23 protein-coding genes are annotated in these 22,978 nt (G+C 68.2%); 16 read left to right on the top strand and 7 right to left on the bottom strand.

The genetic code is table 11. From position 1 onward, the window contains the following. The first annotated feature begins 98 nt into the window (after positions 1-98). Together ACH413_RS22760 and ACH413_RS22755 are read left to right on the top strand one after the other, a co-directional pair. Positions 99-401, top strand: coding sequence for a YciI family protein (locus ACH413_RS22760; protein WP_285643463.1), 303 nt, complete (start codon positions 99-101; stop codon positions 399-401). A 232-nt stretch (positions 402-633) separates the two neighbouring features. Further along, complete coding sequence (locus tag ACH413_RS22755) at positions 634-771, top strand: hypothetical protein (protein WP_360037793.1); 138 nt, start codon at positions 634-636, stop codon at positions 769-771. Between the two features lie 555 nt (positions 772-1,326). Here ACH413_RS22755 and ACH413_RS22750 read toward each other — a convergent pair. Further along, on the bottom strand, positions 1,327-1,482 hold the full coding sequence (locus ACH413_RS22750; RefSeq protein ID WP_162185756.1) for a hypothetical protein: 156 nt from the start codon (positions 1,480-1,482) through the stop codon (positions 1,327-1,329). 165 nt (positions 1,483-1,647) lie between these two features. On the opposite strand from ACH413_RS22750, the gene typA reads away from it, so the two are divergent. From typA to ACH413_RS22705, 9 genes are all read left to right on the top strand, one after another. Next, on the top strand, positions 1,648-3,543 hold the full coding sequence (gene typA / locus ACH413_RS22745; RefSeq protein WP_360037791.1) for a translational GTPase TypA: 1,896 nt from the start codon (positions 1,648-1,650) through the stop codon (positions 3,541-3,543). 462 nt (positions 3,544-4,005) lie between these two features. After that, entirely contained in the window at positions 4,006-5,670 is a 1,665-nt protein-coding gene (locus ACH413_RS22740) for an ABC transporter family substrate-binding protein (protein WP_360037788.1), read from the top strand. A gap of 300 nt (positions 5,671-5,970) precedes the next feature. Next, positions 5,971-7,749 (top strand): ABC transporter family substrate-binding protein, encoded by a 1,779-nt coding sequence (locus ACH413_RS22735; protein ID WP_360037785.1) that lies wholly within the window; start codon positions 5,971-5,973, stop codon positions 7,747-7,749. Between the two features lie 102 nt (positions 7,750-7,851). Further along, positions 7,852-8,850, top strand: a complete 999-nt coding sequence (locus ACH413_RS22730; RefSeq protein ID WP_360037782.1) for an ABC transporter permease — start codon at positions 7,852-7,854, stop codon at positions 8,848-8,850. After that, the gene (locus ACH413_RS22725) at positions 8,843-9,775 is read left to right on the top strand and encodes an ABC transporter permease (protein WP_396425139.1); all 933 of its coding nucleotides are present in this window, start codon (positions 8,843-8,845) and stop codon (positions 9,773-9,775) included. The genes ACH413_RS22730 and ACH413_RS22725 overlap by 8 nt, the downstream gene beginning before the upstream one ends. Continuing rightward, positions 9,775-10,947 carry an ABC transporter ATP-binding protein gene (locus tag ACH413_RS22720; RefSeq protein WP_360037779.1) on the top strand — a complete coding sequence of 391 codons (1,173 nt, stop codon included), beginning with the start codon at positions 9,775-9,777 and terminating at the stop codon, positions 10,945-10,947. Before ACH413_RS22725 ends, ACH413_RS22720 begins: the two co-directional genes overlap by 1 nt. After that, a complete protein-coding gene (locus ACH413_RS22715) occupies positions 10,944-11,936 on the top strand; it encodes a dipeptide ABC transporter ATP-binding protein (RefSeq protein WP_360037776.1) in 993 nt (330 codons plus the stop codon). The genes ACH413_RS22720 and ACH413_RS22715 overlap by 4 nt, the downstream gene beginning before the upstream one ends. Before the next feature lie 77 nt (positions 11,937-12,013). After that, positions 12,014-12,850 (top strand): N-acetyl-1-D-myo-inositol-2-amino-2-deoxy-alpha-D-glucopyranoside deacetylase, encoded by an 837-nt coding sequence (mshB, locus tag ACH413_RS22710; RefSeq protein ID WP_360037773.1) that lies wholly within the window; start codon positions 12,014-12,016, stop codon positions 12,848-12,850. After that, on the top strand, positions 12,840-13,274 hold the full coding sequence (locus ACH413_RS22705) for a hypothetical protein (protein ID WP_360037771.1): 435 nt from the start codon (positions 12,840-12,842) through the stop codon (positions 13,272-13,274). Before mshB ends, ACH413_RS22705 begins: the two co-directional genes overlap by 11 nt. On the opposite strand, the gene ACH413_RS22700 is transcribed toward ACH413_RS22705, so the two are convergent. Then, complete coding sequence (locus ACH413_RS22700) at positions 13,250-13,891, bottom strand: GNAT family N-acetyltransferase (RefSeq protein ID WP_360037768.1); 642 nt, start codon at positions 13,889-13,891, stop codon at positions 13,250-13,252. The two genes, ACH413_RS22705 and ACH413_RS22700, sit on opposite strands and share 25 nt — an antisense overlap. 233 nt (positions 13,892-14,124) lie before the next feature. Here ACH413_RS22700 and fdxA point away from each other — a divergent pair, with 233 nt between their 5' ends. Continuing rightward, on the top strand, positions 14,125-14,451 hold the full coding sequence (gene fdxA / locus ACH413_RS22695; protein WP_030480843.1) for a ferredoxin: 327 nt from the start codon (positions 14,125-14,127) through the stop codon (positions 14,449-14,451). Between the two features lie 2 nt (positions 14,452-14,453). Further along, positions 14,454-15,545, top strand: coding sequence for a succinyldiaminopimelate transaminase (gene dapC, locus ACH413_RS22690; RefSeq protein WP_396425148.1), 1,092 nt, complete (start codon positions 14,454-14,456; stop codon positions 15,543-15,545). Here dapC and ACH413_RS22685 read toward each other — a convergent pair. From ACH413_RS22685 to ACH413_RS22675, 3 genes are all read right to left on the bottom strand, one after another. Beyond that, positions 15,535-16,440 carry a hypothetical protein gene (locus ACH413_RS22685; protein ID WP_319980231.1) on the bottom strand — a complete coding sequence of 302 codons (906 nt, stop codon included), beginning with the start codon at positions 16,438-16,440 and terminating at the stop codon, positions 15,535-15,537. The genes dapC and ACH413_RS22685 overlap by 11 nt on opposite strands. A gap of 84 nt (positions 16,441-16,524) precedes the next feature. Next, entirely contained in the window at positions 16,525-17,481 is a 957-nt protein-coding gene (gene dapD, locus ACH413_RS22680; protein WP_360037763.1) for a 2,3,4,5-tetrahydropyridine-2,6-dicarboxylate N-succinyltransferase, read from the bottom strand. 24 nt (positions 17,482-17,505) lie between these two features. After that, on the bottom strand, positions 17,506-17,919 hold the full coding sequence (locus ACH413_RS22675) for a hypothetical protein (RefSeq protein WP_360037760.1): 414 nt from the start codon (positions 17,917-17,919) through the stop codon (positions 17,506-17,508). 59 nt (positions 17,920-17,978) lie between these two features. Between ACH413_RS22675 and dapE the strand changes: the two genes are divergently transcribed. From dapE to ACH413_RS22660, 3 genes are read left to right on the top strand one after another with little or no spacing between them, the layout of a single operon-like run. Next, positions 17,979-19,046, top strand: a complete 1,068-nt coding sequence (dapE, locus tag ACH413_RS22670) for a succinyl-diaminopimelate desuccinylase (RefSeq protein ID WP_360037757.1) — start codon at positions 17,979-17,981, stop codon at positions 19,044-19,046. 17 nt (positions 19,047-19,063) lie between these two features. Further along, the gene (locus ACH413_RS22665; protein ID WP_360037754.1) at positions 19,064-19,846 is read left to right on the top strand and encodes a TIGR00730 family Rossman fold protein; all 783 of its coding nucleotides are present in this window, start codon (positions 19,064-19,066) and stop codon (positions 19,844-19,846) included. Further along, positions 19,828-20,379 (top strand): TIGR00730 family Rossman fold protein, encoded by a 552-nt coding sequence (locus tag ACH413_RS22660; protein WP_360037751.1) that lies wholly within the window; start codon positions 19,828-19,830, stop codon positions 20,377-20,379. The genes ACH413_RS22665 and ACH413_RS22660 overlap by 19 nt, the downstream gene beginning before the upstream one ends. Here ACH413_RS22660 and ACH413_RS22655 read toward each other — a convergent pair. Continuing rightward, complete coding sequence (locus ACH413_RS22655) at positions 20,350-21,402, bottom strand: winged helix DNA-binding domain-containing protein (RefSeq protein WP_360037748.1); 1,053 nt, start codon at positions 21,400-21,402, stop codon at positions 20,350-20,352. The genes ACH413_RS22660 and ACH413_RS22655 overlap by 30 nt on opposite strands. Before the next feature lie 10 nt (positions 21,403-21,412). Next, on the bottom strand, positions 21,413-22,909 hold the full coding sequence (locus ACH413_RS22650) for a CocE/NonD family hydrolase (protein WP_360037745.1): 1,497 nt from the start codon (positions 22,907-22,909) through the stop codon (positions 21,413-21,415). Between the last annotated feature and the right edge of the window lie 69 nt (positions 22,910-22,978).

Raw genomic sequence — 22,978 nt, 5'->3', positions numbered from 1 at the left:
AGTGGTTTCTGCGCGCAGCTACTCCGGCCGCCTGAAGGCGGCCCACCAGAAGGCGTTCAGAGTGCGCACGTAACCCAGTATAGGGCTACCGTCGAAGGATGTTCATCGTGCTGCTGAAGTACGCCGCGCCACTGGAACAGATCGACTACGCCCTCCCCGACCACCGAGCCTGGGTCGAGAAGCAGTACGAGCGAGGCCTGTTCCTCGCCTCGGGGCGCCAAGTACCGAGGACGGGCGGCGTGATCATCACGCGCCCCATGCCCCGGGGCAAGCTCGAGGCGCTGCTCGCCACGGACCCGTGGGCCGAGCAGAAACTGGTGAAGTACGAGATCTGCGAGTTCGAGGCGACTCGGACGGCGCCGGAGCTCGTGAAGCTCAACGAGGCCGTGCTCCAGCACTAGGGCCTTGCGGCGAGCCACGCGATCGCGGTGTCGAGCACGCGATCGTGGGTGTCGTCTGGGTTCTTCGCGTGGTTCTTCACGGGCTCGTGCGGGGCGATCGGCTCGTTGCCGTGCGTCCGGCCCCGGTTCGGTCCGCGCTGGCGGGATTCTTCGCCACCGGAACGCCGTCTTGCCGCCGTTGTAGACGTGGCCGCGGCGGACTCCCCAGCCCGACGCGTCACCGTCCGGCCCGATGAACCTGCCCCTCTCGCCCTCGCCGAGCAGCGGCGCGACCACCGTGAGCATCGGGTGCATGTCGCCGCCCCGGTTGCCGCGCAGGTCCACCACCCACCCGGTCGGGCCGCCCGCGATCAGGCCGCGCAGGAGCTGAGGCCGGCGGAGACGTACGCCCCACCGTTGCGGGAGTCGGTCTCGCGTAGAAGCAACCACCCGGTTGCCCCAGTCGACCGACCGGTTGGTCTGAGTAACCGACTGGTTGGTTCGAGTAACCGTCTGGTCAGCCTGGCCAACCGGTGGGTCAGCCCGGCCGACTGGTTAGTCGCTCCAGCCAACGGCTCAGTCGGCTCAGTCAACTCGTCGGTCGGCTCAACCAACTGGTCGGTCGGCTCAGGTAACTGACCGGTTGGTCCGACCAACTGGCCAGCCGGTCCGGCCAACCGCCCGGTCAGCCCGATCAACCGACCGGCCGGAACGGTCTTCCGCGCAGACGAGGCCGCGCGCCGGCCCGTGATCAGGTGGGTGGGTTGCCGAGGGTGGCGATCACGTGACGGATCGCTCCATAGGTGTCCTCAGGCCCGTTCGCCGAGGCGACAGCGACGTGAGCTTCGGCACGCAGGGCGGGCCAGTAGGGCCTGAGCGCTCTCGATCGAGTGAAGCTGGAGAAGTTCTAGGGCCCTGTCCAGATGTGCGCGGACCTCGGCCGTGCTCAAGCGGCCTTCTTCAACGCCTTCTTGGCTGCCTTCGCGGCCTTCTTCGCAGCCTTCTTGCGGGCCTTGTCACGCTCCTTGAGCAGGAACGGGACCGGGCAGCGCTTGCACTGGGGCTTCGACCGGCAGCACTTCTTCTTGAGCTTTTTACCCACTGGTTGCACTCCACTCCGACACGTTTCGCTAGAGTAGGTGAGGCTCAGTTCACTGGCAGTCTTGTGTGGTAATGGCGACGCAGCCGGTAGTATTGGTAACGGCCCTGCGCATCGACGTGTCCGGCGCGAGCCCCTCCAACGCCTTCGAAGCTCTAGGAGTTCCGCGTGCCCACGGCCACCGCGTCTGCCCTTCAGACGCGAACTGACCTGCGAAATGTCGCGATCGTCGCGCACGTCGACCACGGTAAGACCACCCTGGTCGATGCGATGCTGCGCCAGTCCGGCGCCTTCTCCGCGCGTGCCGAGCTCGTCGACCGGGTCATGGACTCCGGCGAGCTCGAGCGCGAGAAGGGCATCACGATCCTCGCCAAGAACACGGCTGTGCGCAGGCACACGCCGGACGGCGACGTGATCATCAACGTGGTCGACACCCCCGGCCACGCCGACTTCGGCGGTGAGGTCGAGCGCGCGCTGTCGATGGTCGACGGCGTCGTCCTGCTGGTCGACGCGTCCGAGGGCCCTCTGCCTCAGACGCGCTTCGTGCTGCGCAAGACGCTCGCGGCCGGCCTACCGGTGATCCTGCTGGTCAACAAGGTCGACCGTCCCGACGCCCGGATCTCCGAGGTCGTCGAGGAAGCCCACGACCTGCTGCTCGACCTCGCGACCGAGGTGGGCGCCGACGAGTCCGTGCTGGACCTGCCGGTCGTCTACGCCTCCGCGCGCGCCGGTCGTGCGTCGCTGAACCAGCCCGAGGACGGCGGCCAGCCGGACGAGGAGAACCTGGACGTCCTGTTCCAGGTGCTGCTCGACCACATTCCGGCTCCCCACGTCGACGTCGACGGCCCGCTTCAGGCGCTCGTCACGAACCTCGACGCCTCGACCTTCCTCGGTCGTATCGCGCTGTGCCGCATCCACCAGGGCACGATGCGCAAGGGCGAGACCGTGGCGTGGTGCCGTGAGGACGGCGAGCCGGTCAAGGTCCGCATCACCGAGCTGCTCATCACCGAGGCGCTGGACCGCGTCCCGGCCGAGTTCGCTCGTGCGGGTGACCTGGTCGCCATCGCCGGCATCTCCGACATCACCATCGGTGACACGCTGGCCGACGCCGAGAACCCGGTGCCGCTCGACCGGATCACGGTCGACCAGCCGGCCATCTCGATGACGGTCGGTGTGAACACCTCGCCGCTCGCCGGCCGCAACGGCGGCACGAAGCTCACCGCCCGCGTGCTCAAGGCGCGTCTCGACGCCGAACTCGTCGGCAACGTGTCCGTCAAGGTGCTCCCGACCGAGCGTCCCGACACCTGGGAGGTGCAGGGCCGCGGCGAGCTGGCGCTGGCCATCCTGGTCGAGCAGATGCGCCGCGAGGGCTTCGAGCTCACCGTGGGCAAGCCGCAGGTGGTCACGCACACGGTCGACGGCAAGATCCACGAGCCGTTCGAGCGCCTGTCCGTCGACTGCCCCGAGGAGCACCTCGGCGCCGTCACGCAGCTGCTGGCGAACCGCAAGGGCCGCATGGAGAACATGTCGGGCCACGGCACGGGCCGCATCAAGCTCGACTACGTGGTCCCGTCGCGCGGCCTCATCGGCTTCCGCACCGAGTTCCTCACCGAGACCCGCGGCACCGGCATCGCGAACGCCGTCTCCGAGGGCTACGCCCCGTGGGCCGGCGAGATCCGCACCCGCCACAACGGTTCCCTGGTCGCCGACCGCACCGGCTCCATCACCGCCTACGCGATGATCCAGCTGGCCGACCGCGGCACCTTCTTCGTGGAGCCGGGCGCCGACGCCTACGAGGGCATGGTCGTGGGCGAGAACCCGCGCGCCGAGGACCTCGACGTCAACATCACCCGTGAGAAGAAGCTCACGAACATGCGCTCCTCCACGGCCGACGTGATGGAGACCCTGGCCCGCCCCCGCAAGCTCTCGCTGGAGGAGGCGCTGGAGTTCTGCGCGTCCGACGAGTGCGTGGAGGTGGCCCCGGAGGTCATCCGCGTCCGCAAGGTCACGCTGGACGCGAACCTGCGCGGCCGCGAGCGCTCGCGTCTCAAGGCGCGCGGCTGAGCACGACGCTGACGTAACGCCCGACAGGGGCGGCTGGGCCGATGGCCTGGCCGCCCTTCGTCGTGTGTGGGGGCGTGTGGGTGCCCGCGTGGGCGCCGGTGGCGAGAACGGACGCGGGCGCGCTCACGCAAGGGTCCCCTTGGAGTCAGGGTCCCCCGCGACCCAACGTACCGAGCAGGTCTGACACTTCCGGACGCCTGAACAAGCCTCGCCCCAGCGGAGCGCGGCCGGCCCGAACCCAGGCCCTGCGCGTTGCCGTCCGCGAACGCCGCGTCACACCTGCGCCGGAAGGGTTTCGCCACCACAACCGCACGGTATCCAGGTCGAACCACCCGACCAGGTGAGCCGTAGTACCCACCGGGCGAGCAACCCCGCGACCGCGCGGCACGTCCTTCAGTGGCACGGGTGACAAATCCTGGGTTGCCCGAACGCCACCACCAACCTTCTGGCAATGTGAGGACCATGAGGCGACTCGGGGGAGTGCTTGCTGCTGCCGTTCTGTGCGGCACAGCCGCGGCGTGCACGAACGCGCCGCCTCCGCCCCTGGTCGCGAAGTCCGAGGCGCCTGTCATCACGACCACGGGGCCCAAGGTCACCGAGATCGTGGTGGGCGTGGACGACGTGGCGGGTGGTTACAACCCGCACGCCCTCGCGGCGCAGAGTCCGATCACGACGGCGCTCAGTTCGCTGGTGCTGCCCAGTCCGTTCCGGCCCGGCAACGACGGCGCTCCGCAGCTCGACCGGAACCTCATGGTGAGCGCGAAGGTCACCAAGGCAGAGCCGTTCACGGTCACCTACACGATTCGCAAGGACGCCAGCTGGTCGGACAGCGCTCCGATCGCCGCCGAGGACTTCTACTACCTCTGGCAGCGTATGCGGACCGAGCCCGGTGTGGTGGATCCGGCAGGTTACCGGCTCATCAACAACATCAGCGCGCGTGAGGGCGGCAAGGTCGTCGAGGTCGCGTTCGGCAAGCCGTTCCCGGGGTGGCGCAGCCTCTTCTCGAACCTGTTGCCCGCGCACCTGCTCAAGGACGCGCCCGGTACGTGGTCGAACGTGCTGTCCACCGGCTTTCCCGCCACCGCAGGGCCTTTCCAGGTGCGCAGCCTCGACGAGCCGCGCGGTGAGGTCGTGCTCGAGCGCAGCGATCGGTACTGGGAGGTGCCGACGACGCTCGACCGGGTCGTGATCCGCAGGGCCACGCACAGCGCGATGGCCGAGTCACTGTCCAAAGGCGACAACCAGGCCGCGCTGCTGCGGGCTGACGCCGCGGACGTGAACCTGTTCCAGGCGATTCAGAACGTCACGACGAAACCCGTGCCGCGCAACGAGGTCGTGCAGGTGCTGCTGCGGCCCGCGAGCGAGCAGCTCAAGGACGTCAAGACGCGCAAGGCGATCGTGGCCTCATTGGACCGCGAGGCGCTCATCGCGTCCGGGACGCAGAGCGGGCCGAGCACGCCGTTCCGGGCCGACTCGTACGTGGTTCCGCCCAGTCGCGCCGGGTACGTGAAGACGATCACCGCGAACACGCTCGACGCGGCGGCGAGCGACCAGCTGCTGACCGAGGCCGGGTACGTGAAGGCCGGCACCGAGTGGCAGAAGGCCGGCAAGGCGCTGAAGCTCAGGATCGCGGCGCCGGAGAAGGTCGAGCCGTACGTCGGCATCGCGAACCGGATCAAGGCCCAGCTGAAGGACCGGGGCATCGACTCCGAGGTCGTCACGCCCCCGGCCGAGGACCTCTTCAGCAAGCAGCTGACCGAGAAGGACATCGACATCGCCGTCGTGCCCCGAGTGGACGCCGGTGACTCGGCGGCGGCGCTCGCGAGCGAGTACGGGTGTGCCGGTGACGCTCCGGACGGGGCGACGCCCAGCCCGCAGAACATCGCGGGTTTCTGCGACCCGGCGATCCAGGCCGACATCGACGCCGCGCTGAACGGCAAGACGCTGGTGTCCGACGTGCTGGCCCGCGTCGAGCCGTTGATCGCGGCCCAGGCCGTTTCGGTACCCCTGTTCCAGATCGTCGATCTGCTCGGAGTTCTGCCGGCGACGGTTTCGGGCGTCGACACCGGGGCACCCCTGGCGGGCGTGCTCAGCGGTGCACCCGAATGGCGGCGTCTCGACAAGTAGCGGCGGGTGGGAAATCCGTTGCGCGAGTCCTTTTCGTGTTGCTACGTTCGGCCGTTCTCGTTGACAGAATTTCACTCGCCCGGTCAACGAACGCTGGCGCCCGGTAATCGGGCCATTGCGGCGTGCAACAACCTGTTTCCATTGGGTCACGATCCCCCTCTCAGGTAGTGACCGCCACCTCAACGGGTTCTTACCGTGCTGCCCACGATGTGCCGGTTCGGGGCGCGTATGGCACATCTCGGTTATGGGCGTGCATGCCGACCTGGCCACGGCCGCCCAGTGCTAGGAGGGCACGTGTCAATGAGGAGAACCAAAGCACTTCCGGCGATCGCGCTGGTTGCCAGCGCGTCTCTCGTGCTGGGTGCCTGTGGTGGCGGTGGCGGAACCAGCGACGCGGACGGTGGCGACGCCACTGTCGCGGAGATGGCGACTGCCCGCGGTGAGTCCGCGGACGGCTACACCGCGCCGGATACGAAGCAGAGCGACCAGGTCGTCGTGTCGACCGACAAGCCGTTCACCTCGTACAACAACGCGACGGAGGACGCCAACCAGTCCTACAACACGTTCGCGCTGACGCTCGTGCAGCCTGGTGCGCACCTGCTGAACGGCAACAACAAGGTCATCCTGAACAAGGACGTCATGGAGTCCGTCGAGGTCACCTCGAAGTCTCCGCAGGTCGTGACCTGGAAGCTGAAGAAGGGCGTCAGCTGGTCCGACGGCGAGGCCTGGGACTGCGACGACTTCTACATGGCGTGGTTCACGCAGAGCAACTCCTCGAAGAAGGCCGACGGCAGCAAGTACTTCAAGCCGGCCGGCACGACCGGGTACGACCTCATGACCGGTGAGTGCAAGGACGACCAGACGTTCGTCGGCACGTTCTCTGCTCCGTACCCGGACTACGAGGACATGTTCAACAACGACGTCCTCCCGGCGCACATCCTCGAGAAGAACGCCGGCGTCGCGGACATCACCAAGCTCAACAAGGACAGCGCCGCCGCGGACATCCAGAAGGCAGCCGACTTCTGGAACGAGAAGTGGAACGGCTTCACCAAGGACCTCATGCCCGGCGCGGGTTCCTACGTCCTGACCGGCTTCGAGCCGAACCAGTCGGTGACGCTGGAGCGCAACCCCAAGTGGGTGGGCAAGCCCGGTGGTCCCGCCAAGATCGTCCTCAAGGCGATCCCGGACCCCGTCGCGCAGGCGCAGGCACTGGAGAACGGTGAGCTCGCCGTCAACTCCTTCGCCCAGCCGGACGCGAACGCGGCCACGAAGCTCAAGGGCCTCAACGCCCAGGGCGTGACGTTCGGCGCGGGCCCCGGCCTGTCGTTCGAGCACCTCGACATCCAGATGAAGAACCCGGTGCTCGCCAAGGAGGAGATCCGCAAGGCCTTCTTCATGTGCGTCAAGCGCCAGGACATCATCGACAAGCTCATCAGCGAGGTCCAGGCCGACGCGAAGCCGATGGGCAGCCTCATCTTCTTCCCGAAGGACGAGGGCTACAAGGACGTCTACGCGGACAAGGCCAAGGGTGACGCGGCCGAGTCCAAGAAGATCCTGACCGCCGCCGGTTGGGCGCAGGGCGCCGACGGCGTGTTCGCGAAGGACGGCGTCCGCGCCTCCTTCCGGATCAGCCACACCGACATCCCGCGTCGCAAGCAGACCGTCGAGCTGATCCAGGGCCAGTGCAAGGAAGCCGGCATCGAGGTCAAGGACGACACCGACCCGAACTTCCTCGACGAGCGCGTCTCCGCGGGTGACTACGACGTCGCTCTCTTCGCGTGGTCCGGCTCGCCGTTCAAGGGCGGCAAGAAGTCGATCTACGAGACCGGTGGTGGCCAGAACTGGCAGAACCTGACCGTGCCGAAGGCCGACGAGGCCATGAAGCAGGCCGTCTCGCAGACCGCGATCGCCGAGTCCCTGAAGTACTGGTCCGAGGCGGACTCCGAGCTGGCCAACGCCTACGGTTCGCTCCCGCTGTTCCAGATGCCGAACATGTGGGCCTTCAAGGGTCTCGACCGCGTGTACTTCCAGAGCTACTACGGCGCGCTGTGGAACGCCAACGAGTGGCAGACCAAGTAAATCGCCTTAGCTCATCAGCTGAAGTGCGCAACGCCTGACCGGGCGGGGCCGGACCACGAGTCCGGCCCCGCCCGAGCCGGGTTGCCCCCTAGGAGCCCGCCCGTGATCCGCTACATCATCCGGCGCCTGCTGATCTCCATACCCATCCTGCTGATCGGCAGCTTCGCCTGTTACGTCCTCGTCGCGACCGCCGGAAACCCGTTGGCGGAAATGCGATTCCGGCCCGGTGTCACCGAAGCCGACATCAAGGCCGCGGAGATCTCCCTGGGCCTCGACAAGCCCGTGATCATCCGCTACTGGAACTGGCTCACCGACTTCCTGTCGGGAGACTGGGGCCAGAGCATCGCCCTCGGTCAGGCCAAGACCGCTGTCTTCCCGGCCGTCACCGACGCGCTGTGGACCACCGGCCGCCTCGTCATCGGCGCCGAACTCCTCGCTCTGACACTGGGTGTCTCGGTCGGCGTGCTCGCCGCCGTGCGCCAGTACTCGATCTTCGACTACCTCGCCACCAGCACCGCGTTCCTCATGTTCTCGATGCCGATCTTCTGCGTCGCGGTCATCGTGAAGAACTACGGCATCCAGTTCAACAACGTCCTGGAGTCGATGGGGCTGGACCGCTGGCTCACCACCGCGGGCCCCCGGCCGGGTGGCTTCAGCGGCAGCTTCGGTGAAGTGATCTTCAAGTACACCGGCACGTTCCTGCTCCCGACGGTCGCGCTGATGCTGATCAGCTTCGCCGCGTACAGCCGGTTCGAACGCGCCTCGATGCTCGAGATCCTGCACTCGGACTTCGTGCGCACCGCGCGGGCGAAGGGCATCTCGCAGAGCCGCGTGATCTTCCGGCACGCGTTCCGCAACGCGCTGATCCCCGTGGCCACGCTGTTCTCGCTGAACTTCGGTGGCGTGCTCTCCGGCGCGATCATCACCGAGACCGTGTTCGGCTGGGCCGGAATGGGCACGCTGCTGGTGAACTCCGTGCGGCAGTTCGACCCGCCGATGCTGATGGGCTGGCTCGCCATCACGGCCACTCTGATCGTGCTGTTCAACCTGATCGCCGACGTCGTGTACGGCATCCTCGACCCTAGGATTCGCCTTGGCTAACATCAACCTGGCGTCCGAGGGCGGAGTGGTGAACAGCGCTCCCCAGTCAGATTCCCACGAGTTCGACGCGTCCAAGACCCGCACCCAGGGCCAGCTCGTCCTGCGGCGCTTCCTGCGCCACCGGCTCGCGATGGTGAGCCTCGGCGTCTTCGTCTTCCTGGTCCTGTTCGCGTTCGTCGGCCCGTTCATCTGGACCTACGACTTCGAGGACGTGACCAGCAAGTCCTACCAGCCGATGAGCGGCACCCACCCGCTCGGCACCACCCAGGTCGGCAAGGACATGCTCGCGCTGCTCATGCGCGGCACCGGCTACTCGCTGCAGATCGCGTTGATCGTGGCCGCGCTGGCGACCGCGATCGGCGTGACGTTCGGCGCCCTGGCGGGATATCTGCGCGGTTTCGTCGACACGGCGCTGATGCGCCTGGTCGACCTGCTGCTGATCATCCCGCAGATCGCGGTCGCCGCGATCGTCGTGAAGGGCTTCTCCGGCAGCTGGTACGTCGTCGCGCTGGTGCTCGCCGCGTTCGCCTGGATGCAGATCGCCCGCATCACGCGCGGTGAGACGCTTTCCCTGGCGCAGCGGGAGTTCATCGAGGCGGCGCGGGCCTGTGGCGCCTCGACCTCGCGGATCATCTTCAAGCACCTCGTGCCGAACATGATCGGCAGCATCACCGTCAACGCCACGCTGGCGATCGCGTCCGCGGTGCTCACCGAGGCCGCGCTGTCGTTCCTGGGACTGGGCGTCCAGCCCCCGGACACCTCGCTCGGCGTGATCGTGCTGGAGAACTACGGGCAGTTCCTGAACCGGCCGTGGCTGTTCTGGGGTCCGTTCATCGTGCTCGTGTCGCTCTCCCTGGCCGTCAACTTCATCGGTGACGGCCTGCGCGACGCGTTCGACCCGAGGCAGACGAAGGTGCGTGCCTGATGACCTCTGTTTCCGAACTGTCGGAGGACTTCCTGCCCTCCAACACCACCGCACCGCTGCTGTCGGTCAAGGACCTGTCGGTCACCTTCCCGACCGACGACGGCGACGTCCGCGCCGTGCGCAACGTCTCGTTCGACCTCAACGCCGGCGACGTGCTCGGCATCGTCGGCGAGTCGGGCTCCGGCAAGTCCGTGTCCTCCATGGCGATCATGGGGCTGCTGCCCAAGAACGCGGTCATCGACGGCTCGATCCGCTACCGCGGTGAGGAGCTGAACGGCCGCAGCTACAAGCAGATGCAGCCGTTCCGCAGCAAGCACATCTCGATGATCTTCCAGGACCCGATGACGTCGCTGAACCCCGTTTACACCGTGGGTTGGCAGCTCGCCGAGACCTATCGCGCGCACCACAACGTCTCCAAGAAGGCGGCGTGGGCCAAGGCGATCGAGTCGCTGGAACTGGTCGGCATCCCGCAGCCGGACAAGCGGGCGAGCCAGTACCCGCACGAGTTCTCCGGCGGCATGCGGCAGCGCGTGGTGATCGCGATGGCGATCATCAACGACCCCAGCGTGATCATCGCCGACGAGCCGACCACCGCGCTCGACGTGACGGTGCAGGCGCAGATCCTCGACACCATGCTGCGCATCCAGACCGAGACCGACGCGGCGATCGTCATGATCACGCACGACCTCGGCGTGGTCGCGGGCATGGTCAACCGCGTGCAGGTGATGTACGGCGGCACCGTGGTCGAGTCCGGCCCGGTCGACGACGTCTTCGAACGGCCGCGGATGCCTTACACGGTGGGACTTCTGGGCTCGGTCCCGAACCCGGCCACCCTGGGCAAGCGGCTCACCCCGATCAAGGGCGCGCCGCCCTCGCTGGTGAACCTGCCGACCGGCTGCTCGTTCTCGCCGCGGTGCCCCCTCGTCTCCGAGGTGTGCCACGAGTGGGAGCCGCTGCTGGAGGAGGCCGGCGCCGCGAACCACAAGACGCGGTGCCACCGCTGGGAGCACCTGGCGACCATCGAGCAGCCGCAGAAGCTGTTCCTGCACGACGAGATCGGCACGGTGGAGAACCCGGCCGCGTTCGCCATCGCCAACCCCGACGAGTCGCTCGAAGTGACCGCCGTGCACGGCTCTCTGCTCACGGAACTGAAAGACGAGGAGGCGAAGTGACCGGGCCACTGCTGGAGGTCACCGACCTCGTCAAGGAGTTCCCCGTGCGGGGCAAGGGCATCATCCCGCGCAACACCGGTTCGGTGCAGGCCGTGTCCGGGGTGTCGTTCACGCTGCACCCCGGTGAGACGCTCGGCCTCGTCGGCGAGTCCGGTTGCGGCAAGTCCACGACCGGGCGCGCGATCCTGCAGCTGCACAAGCCGACCTCCGGCTCGGTGAAGTTCGAGGGCCGCGAGCTGACGTCCATGAGCGCCAAGCAGTTGCGGCCGCTGCGCAGGGACATCCAGATCGTGTTCCAGGACCCGTACGCGTCGCTGAACCCCAAGTGGCAGGTCAACGACATCATCGCGGAACCGCTGGTGATCCACGGTGTCGAAGGTGGCGTGCAGCGGCGGGTCAACGAACTGATGGAGCTCGTCGGGCTCAACCCCGAGCACCGCAGCCGGTACGCGCACGAGTTCTCCGGCGGTCAGCGGCAGCGCATCGGCATCGCCCGCGCGCTGGCGCTCAACCCGAAGTTCCTGGTGCTGGACGAGCCGGTGTCCGCTTTGGACGTCTCGGTGCAGGCCGGTGTCGTGAACCTGCTGGAGGAGCTGCAGGAACGGCTCGGGCTCGCGTACCTGTTCGTCGCGCACGACCTCTCGGTGGTGCGGCACATCTCCGACCGGGTCGCGGTCATGTACCTCGGCAAGATCATCGAGATGGGCGAGCGGGAGGCCATCTACGGCAAGCCGATGCACCCGTACACGCAGGCGTTGCTGTCCGCGGTGCCGATGCCGGACCCGAAGAAGGAACGTCAGCGGCAGCGGATCGTTCTGACGGGTGACGTGCCGTCGCCGGTCAACCCGCCGTCGGGGTGTCGCTTCCGCACCCGGTGCTGGAAGGCCCAGGACATCTGCGCCACCGAAGAACCGAAGCTGGAAAGGCGTGGTGGACCGGAGGGAACACTGTCCGCCTGCCATTTCGCCGAGGAACGTTCGGTCGTTTAGAAGCCTCGCCGACCAAGTGAGATGTTTAGCAAAGGCCGCCTTTATCAACTGATGAGGGCGGCCTTTACTCTGATTCGGTGACGCTGACTGCCCCACCACGGTTGCTCTTCGTGCACGCCCACCCGGACGACGAGAGTCTCTGGACCGGCGGCACCATCGCGCGCTACGCCTCGGCCGGCGCGCACGTCACGGTCATCACCTGCACGCTGGGGGAAGAGGGCGAGATCATCCCGCCCGCGCTGGCGCACCTCGCCGCCGACGCAGCCGACCAGCTGGGCGGATACCGCGTGGGCGAGCTGAGATCGGCCTGCGCCGCGCTCGGCGTGACGGACCACAGGTTCCTCGGTGGCATCGGCCGCTGGCGCGACTCCGGCATGGTCGACGTGCCGTCCAACGCGAAGCCGCGCGCGTTCGTCCAGGGATCGCTCGAAGACCAGACCGCCCAACTGGTCGAGATCCTGCGCGAGGTCAAGCCACAGGTCGTCGTGAGCTACGACGCGTTCGGCGGCTACGGCCACCCCGACCACATCCGCGCGCACGAGATCACGGTCGCCGCGTGCGCGCAGGTCTCCGAGGTCGAGCGGGTCTTCTACGCGGTGACGTCCCGCGACGCCACGAACGCCGGTGTGGCCGCGCTGGAGAACGTCCCCGAGGCGTTCCGGCTGCCCGAGCCAGGCGAACTCCCGGTGACGCCGGATGAAGAGATCACAACGGTTGTCGACGTGTCGGAGCACCTGACGGCCAAGCGCCGCGCTTTGCGTGCACACTCGACGCAGGTCAGTGTGTGGGACGGCGGGTACGCGTTGTCGAACGACATCGCGCAGCCGCTGGTCGGTGCCGAGTACTACGTGCTCGCCAAGGGCTCCGCGACCGGCGCGGAGGTAGATCTTTTCGGAGGACTGGGTGACCGGTAGCTGGCGAGTTTTCTTCCTGCTGCTCTTGTGCGTCGAGGCAGCAGCACTCGCCGTGCTGGAAACGATGTTCCTGCCCCTGCGCTTCGACGGCACGCTGCTGCCGAGGCTCGGGGACTGGCCGTTCCCGATCACCATCGTGGTGGCCGCCGTCACGACGCCGTTGCTGGTGTCGTGGGCGGCCTCGCTGTCCGAACGGGTCTTCTCCGCCGCGCTGCCGCTGCTCGTCTGGTTCCTGACGCTGATGGTGTTCGGCTACTTCGAGCCCGGCTACGCCTCGGGCAGCCCCGTCCTGCTGTTGCAGGACTGGCGCGGCCTGCTGTTGCTCGCCGGTGGCGCGCTGACCGGTGCGGTGGCCGTGGGGGCCGTGATGGCGCGCAACGCGGCCAACCGGCCGGGCCTCTACGAGACCGCCGGGATCCAGTAGCGGTAGCGGTGGTGCTCGGTGCAGCCGAGTTCCTCGTACAGCCGGATCGCCGGTTCGTTGTGCTCGGCTACCTGCAGCACGCACGTCGTGGCGCCCTGCTCCAGTCCCCAGCCCGCCAGCTCGCCCATGAGCCGCCGTGCGAGGCCCTGGCGGCGATGTGACGGCCGCACGGCGAGCCGGGCGACGTGCAGGACGTCCTCGACCACGGCGCCCCGCACAGCCGCGATCACGACCCCGTCCTCGGTGATCGACGCGAAGCAGACGTTGCCGCCGCTGCCGAGGACGTGCCGCTGGGCGGCGGAGACCTCGGATCCGGCCGTGAGCTCCCACCATCCGGGAAGATCACGACTCTCGGCTACGCCGTCGGCGAACTTCTCCAGCGGACCGGTCATCACCAGCGACTCGGCCCCGCCGGGGTGGTCCAGGTCGACGGTCCAGCCCGCGGCGGCCATCTCGGGTTCGGGCGATGAGCCCTTGATCACGTGAGCGGTGGGTTTGATGCCGTGCTCGCGGGCGAACTCTTGAGCGGCCCTCAACGCGTCCGGAATCGGGACGTCGGGGTCGCCGCAGGTCAGCGTGCTGTTGGCGCGGCCGGTGAAGCCGTCGGCGGCCCGCATCAACCAGTCTCCAAGCGGAACTTCTGCCAGGACGGGCCATGCTCGCGCGCAGAGTGATTCCAGGTGATCCACGGTGTGCACACGTCCATCCTGACTATGTTGGCGAGGGAGTTTCCGGTCAGGAGTTGTGACGTGGCACACCGCACAGCTAAGGCAAGCCTGACCGGGTGATACTCGAACGTGCCGCGTACTCTCCGGCTTGCGCGGTGTGACCGATGAAGTTGGAGAGCGCAGTGACTTATGTGATCGCCCAGCCGTGCGTGGACCTGCTCGACAAGGCCTGCATCGAAGAGTGCCCTGTCGACTGCATCTACGAAGGCGACCGGATGCTCTACATCCACCCCGACGAGTGTGTGGACTGTGGCGCTTGCGAACCCGTGTGCCCGGTGGAAGCCATCTACTACGAGGACGACGTCCCCGACGAGTGGAAGGACTACACCAAGGCGAACGTCGACTTCTTCAACGAGCTCGGCTCGCCCGGTGGCGCGTCGAAGGTCGGCAAGGTCAGCGCCGACCCGGAGTTCGTGAAGGTGCTCGCGCCGCAGGCTGAGGGGCATTGATCATTCAACGCAGAGGCCCGGCGCTGCCGGACTTCCCGTGGGACCTGTTGGCAGGCCACGCCGCCAAGGCGCGCAAGCACCCCGGTGGCGTGGTCGACCTGTCGGTCGGCACCCCTGTCGACCCGGTTCCCGCGGTGATCCAGTCCGCGTTGTCGTCGGTCGCCGACATCCCCGGCTACCCGACCACCCACGGCATTCCCGAGCTGCGTGCGGCCTTCGTCGCCGCGGTGGAGCGCCGGTACGGGATCGTCGGGGTCGAGGAGGCGGCGGTGCTGCCCACGATCGGCTCCAAGGAGCTCGTGGCGTGGCTGCCCACCCTGCTCGGTGTCGGGCCGGGTGACGTCGTCGCGGTGCCCGCCGTCGCGTACCCCACCTACGAGGTGGGCGCGCTGATGGCGGGGGCCGAGGTCGTGCGCCTGGCCGACGGGGAACTGCCGCCCGCCGGCACGAAGCTGGTGTGGCTGAACTCCCCGTCGAACCCGACCGGCCGAGTGCTGTCGGCCGAGCAGCTGCGGGACGCCGTCGCCGCCGCACGCGCGGTCGGCGCGGTCGTGGCGTCCGACGAGTGCTACCTCGCGCTGCCGTGGGACTCCTCACCGGTGTCGGTGCTGCATCCGTCCGTTGTGGACTCCTTCGACGGTGTGCTCGCCGTGCACTCGCTGTCGAAGTCCTCGTCGCTCGCGGGCTACCGGGCCGGGTTCGTCACCGGCGACCCGGAGCTGATCGCGGGCCTGCTCGAACTGCGCAAGCACGCCGGCATGATCGTGCCGCGGCCGGTGCAGGAGGCCATGCGCGCCGCTCTCGAGGACGACGAGCACGTGGCCGAGCAGCGCTCCCGGTACCTGGCCCGGCGTGAGGTGCTCAAGCCCGCGCTGGAGGCGGCCGGGTTCACCGTGTCGCACTCCGAGGCGGGGCTCTACCTCTGGTCGTCGCGCGGTGAGGACGCCTGGGAGACCATCTCCTGGCTGGCCGACCGCGGCATCCTCGCGGCCCCCGGCACGTTCTACGGACCGGCCGGCGAGAAGCACGTGCGGATCGCGCTCACGGCCACCGACGAGCGAGTCGCGGCCGCTGTCGAGCGCCTCAAGGCTTGAGGGCCGACCAGACCCTGCGGGTGAACTGGTTGGGCGGCACCGCGTCCGTCGTCAGGCGCACGCTGGTGCTGATCTCCTCGCCGCTCAGGCCGAGGCCGAGCACGAGGTGCCAGTGCAGGTCCCAGAGGTCGGAGAACGCGTCCAGTTCCACGTCCGCGTCCGCGCTGACGTGGAGCACGGCCGGTTCCGCGACGCGCACGACGCGTTCGACCGCCCGCACGTCCCGCGTGTTGGTGCGGAAGCTGAACGCCAGGTCGACCGTCTCGCTGTCGAGCCCGTACGTCGCGTACGAGTGGCATCTGTGGTGCGGCAACGACAACGGCTGGTTCGTCTCCAGGTAGAGGTCGCCCTCGAACCGCAGCGTCGGCGAGTGCTGGCTCAGCGTCGCGCGGGCGCTGACGAACTCCCAGCCGGGCATGTCGAGCTTGGGCACCAGCAGTTCCAGCACCTCGCTGCGGCGCGCGGAGCGGGTCCGCTCACCGGAGCGCCACGGGATTTCCCTGCTGTAGGGCTCTTTCTTCGTGACGAACACGTACGGCGCGTTGTCGGTCTGCAGGCTCAGCACCACGACCGTGCGGCCGCGCGCCCAGTCGAACGCCACGGTGGTCAGACCCGGTGCCACGCCGTCGAAGTGGCTCTCGACCCGGGGCCACCAGCTCGACAGCTCCTCGGCCAGCGCGCCTTTGACGTAGCGGCCCTTCTCGTCGACGCCGACGATCCACATGGCCTCCGACCCGCGCGCGGCGTTGCACAGCGCGGCGATCTGGCGGGCGGCCTTGCCGTGGTCGATCGGCCACTGCGTCTTGAACTCCACGAAGGAGTCCTCGGACTGCGCCCCCTCCAGGGCACGCTCGATCGCGGCGCGAGCGTTCAACTCAAGTCGCTGTTTCAGCACGTGCACCTCCCTAGGTAGGCCCTAGAAGCGACTGGGACCCAGTCTGCCTTCGCAGACGGGCCCCAGACACCGAGTTTCGCGTCCTCAGTCGTTGGCGTGCAGAGCCGCGTTGAGCTCGACGCCGGTGCCCTTGCGGGGTTTCACCAGGACCGTGCCGGTAACCGAGTCCCGGATGAACAGCAGGTTCGATTGTCCGCTCAAAGTGACCGCCTTGACGACCTCGCCGTCCGGCGCGGTCACCTTCGTGCCGGCGGTGATGTAGAGGCCCGCCTCGATCACGCAGTCGTCGCCGAGCGAGATGCCCAGGCCGGCGTTGGCGCCGAGCAGGCAGCGCTCGCCGATGCTGATGACCTGCTTGCCGCCGCCGGACAGGGTGCCCATGATCGACGCGCCGCCGCCGACGTCCGAACCGTCGCCGACCACGACGCCGCCGGAGATGCGGCCCTCGACCATCGAGCTGCCGAGCGTGCCGGCGTTGAAGTTCACGAAGCCCTCGTGCATGACCGTGGTGCCGGCCGCGAGGTGGGCGCCGAGCCGGACCCGGTCCGCGTCGCCGATGCGGACACCCGACGGGAGGACGTAGTCGACCATGCGCGGGAACTTGTCGACGCTGAAGACCGTCACCGGGCCGCGCAGGCGCAGACGGGTGCGGGTCTGCTCGAAGCCGTCGACGGCGCACGGGCCGTGGTTCGTCCACACGACGTTCGTCAGCAGGCCGAACATGCCGTCGAGGTTCGCGCCGTGCGGCTTGATCAGGCGGTGGCTGAGCAGGTGCAGGCGCAGCCAGATGTCGTAGGTGTTCTCCGGGGCGGCTTCCAGGTCGATGACGACCTTGACGCCGACGACCTCGACACCGCGCTCCAGGTCCTCGCCGAGCAGCTTCGCGGCGGCTTCTCCGAGCGCTTCCGCGATCTCGGCGGACGACACGCGGACGGTGCCCAGGTCCGTCGCGTCGCCGAGGGCGGGGGAGGGGTACCAGGTGTCGAGGACGGTGCCGTCCGGGGTCACAGTGGCCAAGCCGATGCCGTATGCGGTGCTCACGGCTACCGAGCTTAGTCCGATGGTTCAGTCGGGCACTTCTGCCGAGAAGTACAGCGAGCCCAGGTCGCCGCGAGTCGCGATGAGGGCCTCGTTGCACTTCGACTGCCGCGCGTCGGTGCTGGACACGTTGTCGACGCGCACCTCACCGCACTGGTGCGCCTCGAAGTCGCCCACGGCGGTCATCAGGCGGGGCAGCACCTCGCTGACGTCCTGCTGGACGTGCTTGCCCCGCAGGGACGTGTCGAGCCGCCGGGTCATGGTGCCGACCTCGTCGACCCACCCGGCGCAGTCGGCGGGTGTGAAGTTGTGCTGCGAGCCGCACGGGGCGGTGAACAACGCCCGGATCTCGGCGCACTGCCGGTCACAGGCGGCAGGGGCCTCGCCGCAGCCGGTCGCCAGGAGCAGCAGGGAGATGACCAGGAGTGTGCGCTTGATCACGCAGCGCACGGTATCGGCTGAACGGCCTAGCGCCCAAGCTGACTGAGTAGGGTGAACGCGTGTCCGACACCCTTGATCTGTTCGCCGACCCGATCGACCTGACGACCTCGCTGGTGGATGTGCGCAGCGTGTCCGGGGAGGAGGCGGAGATCGCGGACCTCGTGGAGCGGTCGCTGCGACTCCACGCGCCCCACCTGGAGATCACCCGATCAGGGAACGCCGTCCTGGCCCGCACCAACACGGGCAAGGAACGTCGCGTGGTGCTCGCCGGTCACCTGGACACCGTGCCGATCAACCAGAACTTCCCGAGCCGCCGCGAGGGCGGGATCCTGCACGGCTGCGGCACCGTCGACATGAAGGGCGGCGACGCGGTCATGCTCGCGATCGCGGCCCTGAGCGAGAACGCGCGCCACGACCTCACGTTCGTCTTCTACGACTGCGAGGAGATCGAGGCCGAGCGCAACGGGCTCACCCGGATCGAGCGCGAGCTGCAGGACTGGCTGCTGGGCGATCTCGCGATCGTGTGCGAGCCGTCCAACGGCACGGTCGAGGCCGGCTGCCAGGGCACCATGCGCATCGAGATCAGGACGAGCGGCAAGCGCGCCCACACCGCCAGGGCGTGGATGGGCCGCAACGCCATCCACGGCCTGGGCGAGGCGCTGCGCAGGCTGGAGGCCTACGTGCCGCGGCAGCCCGAGATCGACGGCTGCCACTTCCACGAGGGCCTGCAGGCCGTGAAGATCAGCGGCGGCGTCGCGGGCAACGTCGTGCCGGACGAGGCCGTGCTCACGGTCAACCACCGGTTCGCGCCGGACCGCACGGTGGAGCAGGCCGAACAGCACCTGCGCGAGGTCTTCGAGGGCTTCGACGTCACCGTCACGGACTTCGCGGCTGGCGCGCTGCCAGGTCTCAACGCCCCCGCGGCACTGGAGCTCATCGAGGCCGCCGGAGGCACGCCGGTCGCCAAGCTGGGGTGGACGGACGTCGCGCGGTTCGCGGCGCTGGGCATGCCCGCGGTCAACTTCGGGCCGGGCGATCCGACGCTCGCGCACACCCAGGAGGAGAACGTGCCGGTCCAGCAGGTCACCGGGTGTTTCGACGTGCTTAAGCGATTTCTGTTGAACTGATCCCTAAGATCTCAGTGATGACGGAAGAAAAGAAGAACGGCGCCGTCGACGAGCGCCCGTCGGAGAAGCGTCGCGGTCCGGTCGTGGAGCGGCGTGATCGCAAGGACGACCGCACCACCACCACGGACCAGCGGTTGCTCGACTCCCGCGGCCCGTCGGACTGGGTGCACACCGACCCGTGGCGGGTGCTGCGGATCCAGGCCGAGTTCGTCGAGGGCTTCGGCGCGCTGGCCGAGGTGCCGAGCGCGGTCACGGTCTTCGGATCGGCTCGCACCGGCCGTGACCACCCGGAGTACCAGCTCGGACGCGACCTCGGAGCCGCACTGGCAGAAGCCGGGTTCGCGGCGATCACCGGCGGTGGCCCCGGTGCCATGGAGGCGGTCAACCGCGGTTGTTCGGAGGCCGGTGGCTTCTCGATCGGGCTCGGCATCGAGCTTCCGTTCGAGCAGGGCCTCAACCCGTGGGTCGACCTCGGCGTGAACTTCCGCTACTTCTTCGTGCGCAAGACGATGTTCATCAAGTACTCGCAGGCGTTCATCTGCCTGCCGGGTGGTTTCGGCACGCTCGACGAACTGTTCGAGGCGCTGACCCTGGTGCAGACGAAGAAGGTCACGAAGTTCCCGGTCGTCCTGTTCGGAACCGAGTACTGGCAGGGCCTTTACGACTGGATCCAGAACTCGGTGCTCCCCGGCGGCAAGGTCGGCGAGAAGGACCTGGCGCTGCTGCACCTCACCGACGACATCGACGACGCGGTCAGCGTGGTCAAGGACGCACACAAGGCATGGGCGGACGCACACTGATGTATGTCGCTGTCTACTGCGGAAGTCTCGCCACTGTCCCGCAGAGCTACATCGACCTCGCCGCCGAGGTGGGGCGCCAGATCGCGGCACGCGGCTGGCACCTCGTCTGGGGCGGCGGGCAGACGTCGATGATGGGCGCGGTCGCGCGGGAAGCCCGTGCGGGCGGCTCGCACACCTACGGGGTGATCCCGAAGGGCCTGGCCACCAGGGAGATCGCCGACCGCGAGTCGACCGAGCTGCACGTCGTCGACACCATGCGCGAGCGCAAGAAGATGATGGACGACAAGGCGGACGCGTTCCTGACGCTGCCGGGTGGCATCGGCACCGCCGAGGAGTTCTTCGAGGTGTGGACGGCCGGCGTGCTGGGCATGCACGGCAAGCCCGTCGTGCTGCTCGACGTCGACAACCACTACAAGGGACTCGTGGAGTGGCTGACGGAGTTGCGGGACAAGGGTTTCGTCTCGCACGCCGCGATGCAGTCGCTGATCGTCACGGACGACGTGTCAGTCGCTCTTGACGCTTGCGTCGTCTAGTCCCTTGGCCTGAGCCAGGATCTGGGTCTCCGGCAGGAGATCCGGCAGCGGTCGGTACGACGTCGCCGTCACCTCGAACCGCTTGCCGGACACCACCCTGCCCTGCCAGGAGCCCGCGATCTCGCCGTCCACCAGCACGGCGCCGCGCCGGCCCAGGATGCGGAAGATGTCCTTCTGCGCGGCCTTGTCCGGCAGCAGCAGGTCGCGGTCACGGGCCTGCAGATACGGGTCGGTCGGCGGCAGGAGCCTGACCTCGGGCGGTTCGGCGTCGGCGATCTCCAGGTCCTCCGGCAGCCACGCCTTCTGGCCCTCGACGGTCACCTCGGCCAGGCCGTCCTTAGGCCACCGCTTCTTGACCTCGCGCGTCGACGTGCCGAAGTAACTGGCCACTTCGGACGGTCCGGCGGGACCGTGCAGCGTCAGGTACCGGTGCACCAGCTCGTCGAAGCCCGCGGTCTTGCGCGGGACGCCCGGCCAGCCGTGGATGCGTTCGAACGTCACGGTCTTCTCCTCCGGGATGATCCGGAGACCCGCCGGCAGTGCGCCGAGGCGGAAGATCGGGTCGCTGACGTGCTCGGTCTGGCAGCCGCGGCACGGTTCGATCGTCTGCTGGGGAGCCAACGGCGTCAGGGCCTTGCTCACCTCGCCCTTGGTCATCGGCTTCGTCACGATCGACCTCATCGCGGTGGCGATGTGCCGCAGCGCCGCAACCATGTCGTCCACCTTCGGACGCGAGGCACGGGCACGGGCGTCGGCGTCGCTCCACGGCCACAGCGCGCGGGAGAAGGCTTTCAGCTCACCGTCCCGGTGCAGATGAGGAGCGCCGCGGACGGACCAGATCAGGGTGAAGTCGTCGGCGGAGGGTTTGTGCAGGCGCGCGGCGAGACTCAGCAGGGCCGAGCCGGAGGTGTTGTCCTGGATGCCCAGTGACAGCACCGCCAGCTCGGTCGCGTCAGAGATCCGCCGGTCCAGTTCGTGCTGATGGATCCGGTGGAGGAGCACCTGCTGCCGGGTGAGGTCCACCCGGACATTCTTACGCCTTCGGAACCGTGAGGCTCGACGGTCCGAAGGTGACGGTTGAGCCGCGAGTTGATTCCGTCAGATAACGCGGGTCCACCGTGTCGATCACGAGCGCCAGCCGGTTGCCGGCGTCGACGTTCCACACCGTCGGCTCCAGCTCCACGTCGAGCGTCTGCGTGCGGCCCGCGCCGGTCACCTTGACCGGCTTGTGCGTGATCAGCGCGCCCAGGCCCAGCGGTCCCACCTCGTACAGGTACGCGAACAACGTCGTCGTCTCCGCACTCGGGGTGACCTGGAGCTTGAGCTTCGGCGTGCCGGCCACCGTCGCTCCTCGGGGATAGGAGGGCCCGCTCCACACGCCCGCGACGTTGCGGTCGACGAACGGCAGTGACACCCCGGTCGGGATGTTCAGGAACCCTTGCAGCGCACCGGAGAGCAGGATCGTGCCGCTGTCGGCCACCGTGCCCCAGCCCGCGGCGATCCGCTTGCCGTCGAGCTGCACGGTGTCCACGTTGCCGTTCGGCCAGGCGCCGAACGTCTTCCACGAGCCGCCGTTGTTGGGCTTGAGCCGCACCGGCTGTTCGGCGTCGATGCCGTTGGCCGTGCCCTTGACGTAGCGGTCGAACCAGCGGCCGACCGACTCCCAGATCTCGTTGGGCAGCCCCGCCGCGCCGAACAGTTCGGCGGTGGCGTGGTCACCCGGCGAGAGCATGAGCCGCTTCGGGCCGGTCAGCTTGCCGTAGAAGTCCGTGATCTGGCCCGGCGCGAAGATGCCGTCGTTCCAGGCGTTGCCGAGCATGACCGCGGTGCCGTTGGCGTTGATCTGGGCGATCTTGTTGGCGGCCGAGCGCTCCGCGGAGATCGGCACGACCTCCCAGAACCTGCCGTCGCGGTAGGCGTCCTCGGCTTCCTGCAGGACCGGTCCGGGACGTCCGGTGGCCTTGCCTGCCGCCAGCAGGACCTCGACGGCCTGCTTGTTCACGGTGTTGTTGGGGTAGAGCGAGCGGGCCAGGTCGGTCCACGTGCTCAGCGCCGCCGCGGCCTTGATGCGCTTGTCGTTCGCCGCGGCCAGCAGGGACTGCCCTGCGCCGTAGGAGATCCCGGCCGCGCCGACCTTGGTGCCGTCGGCGTGCGCGTTGGCGATGGCCCAGTCGATGACCTTGCTGACGTCACCGACGGTCTCGGGCCCGGCGACGTCGATCGTGCCGGCCGAGTCCCAGAAGCCGCGGCTGGTGTAGCTCACCACGACGTACCCGGACTCCTTGGCGAGCTTGGCCGCCGCGCCGACGTACTCGATGTTGGGAACCGCCCAGCTGGACGGCATGACGAGCAACGGGAACGGTCCGCTGCCCAGTCCGGTCGGTTCGACGACGAGGGCCTTCAGGACGGTGCCGCCGACGCCGGGGATCGACCGGTACGAGATCTGGTGTCCGGGGGCCGCCGTGGCGGCGACCGGAGCACCGAGCAGGGTTGAGAGGAGTACCAGGACTAAAACAAGTGATCGTCGCACTCTGGTCCTCCTTGACCATGACGTAGATCACACAGGGTTTGTTACTGCGGAGTAAACCAGGTGGCTACT

It is taken from the genome of Lentzea sp. NPDC020367, assembly GCF_044387305.1.
GTDB lineage: Bacteria > Actinomycetota > Actinomycetes > Mycobacteriales > Pseudonocardiaceae > Lentzea.
Note: the sequence above shows the minus strand (reverse complement) of the source record. Positions and strands in the feature narration are given on the sequence as shown.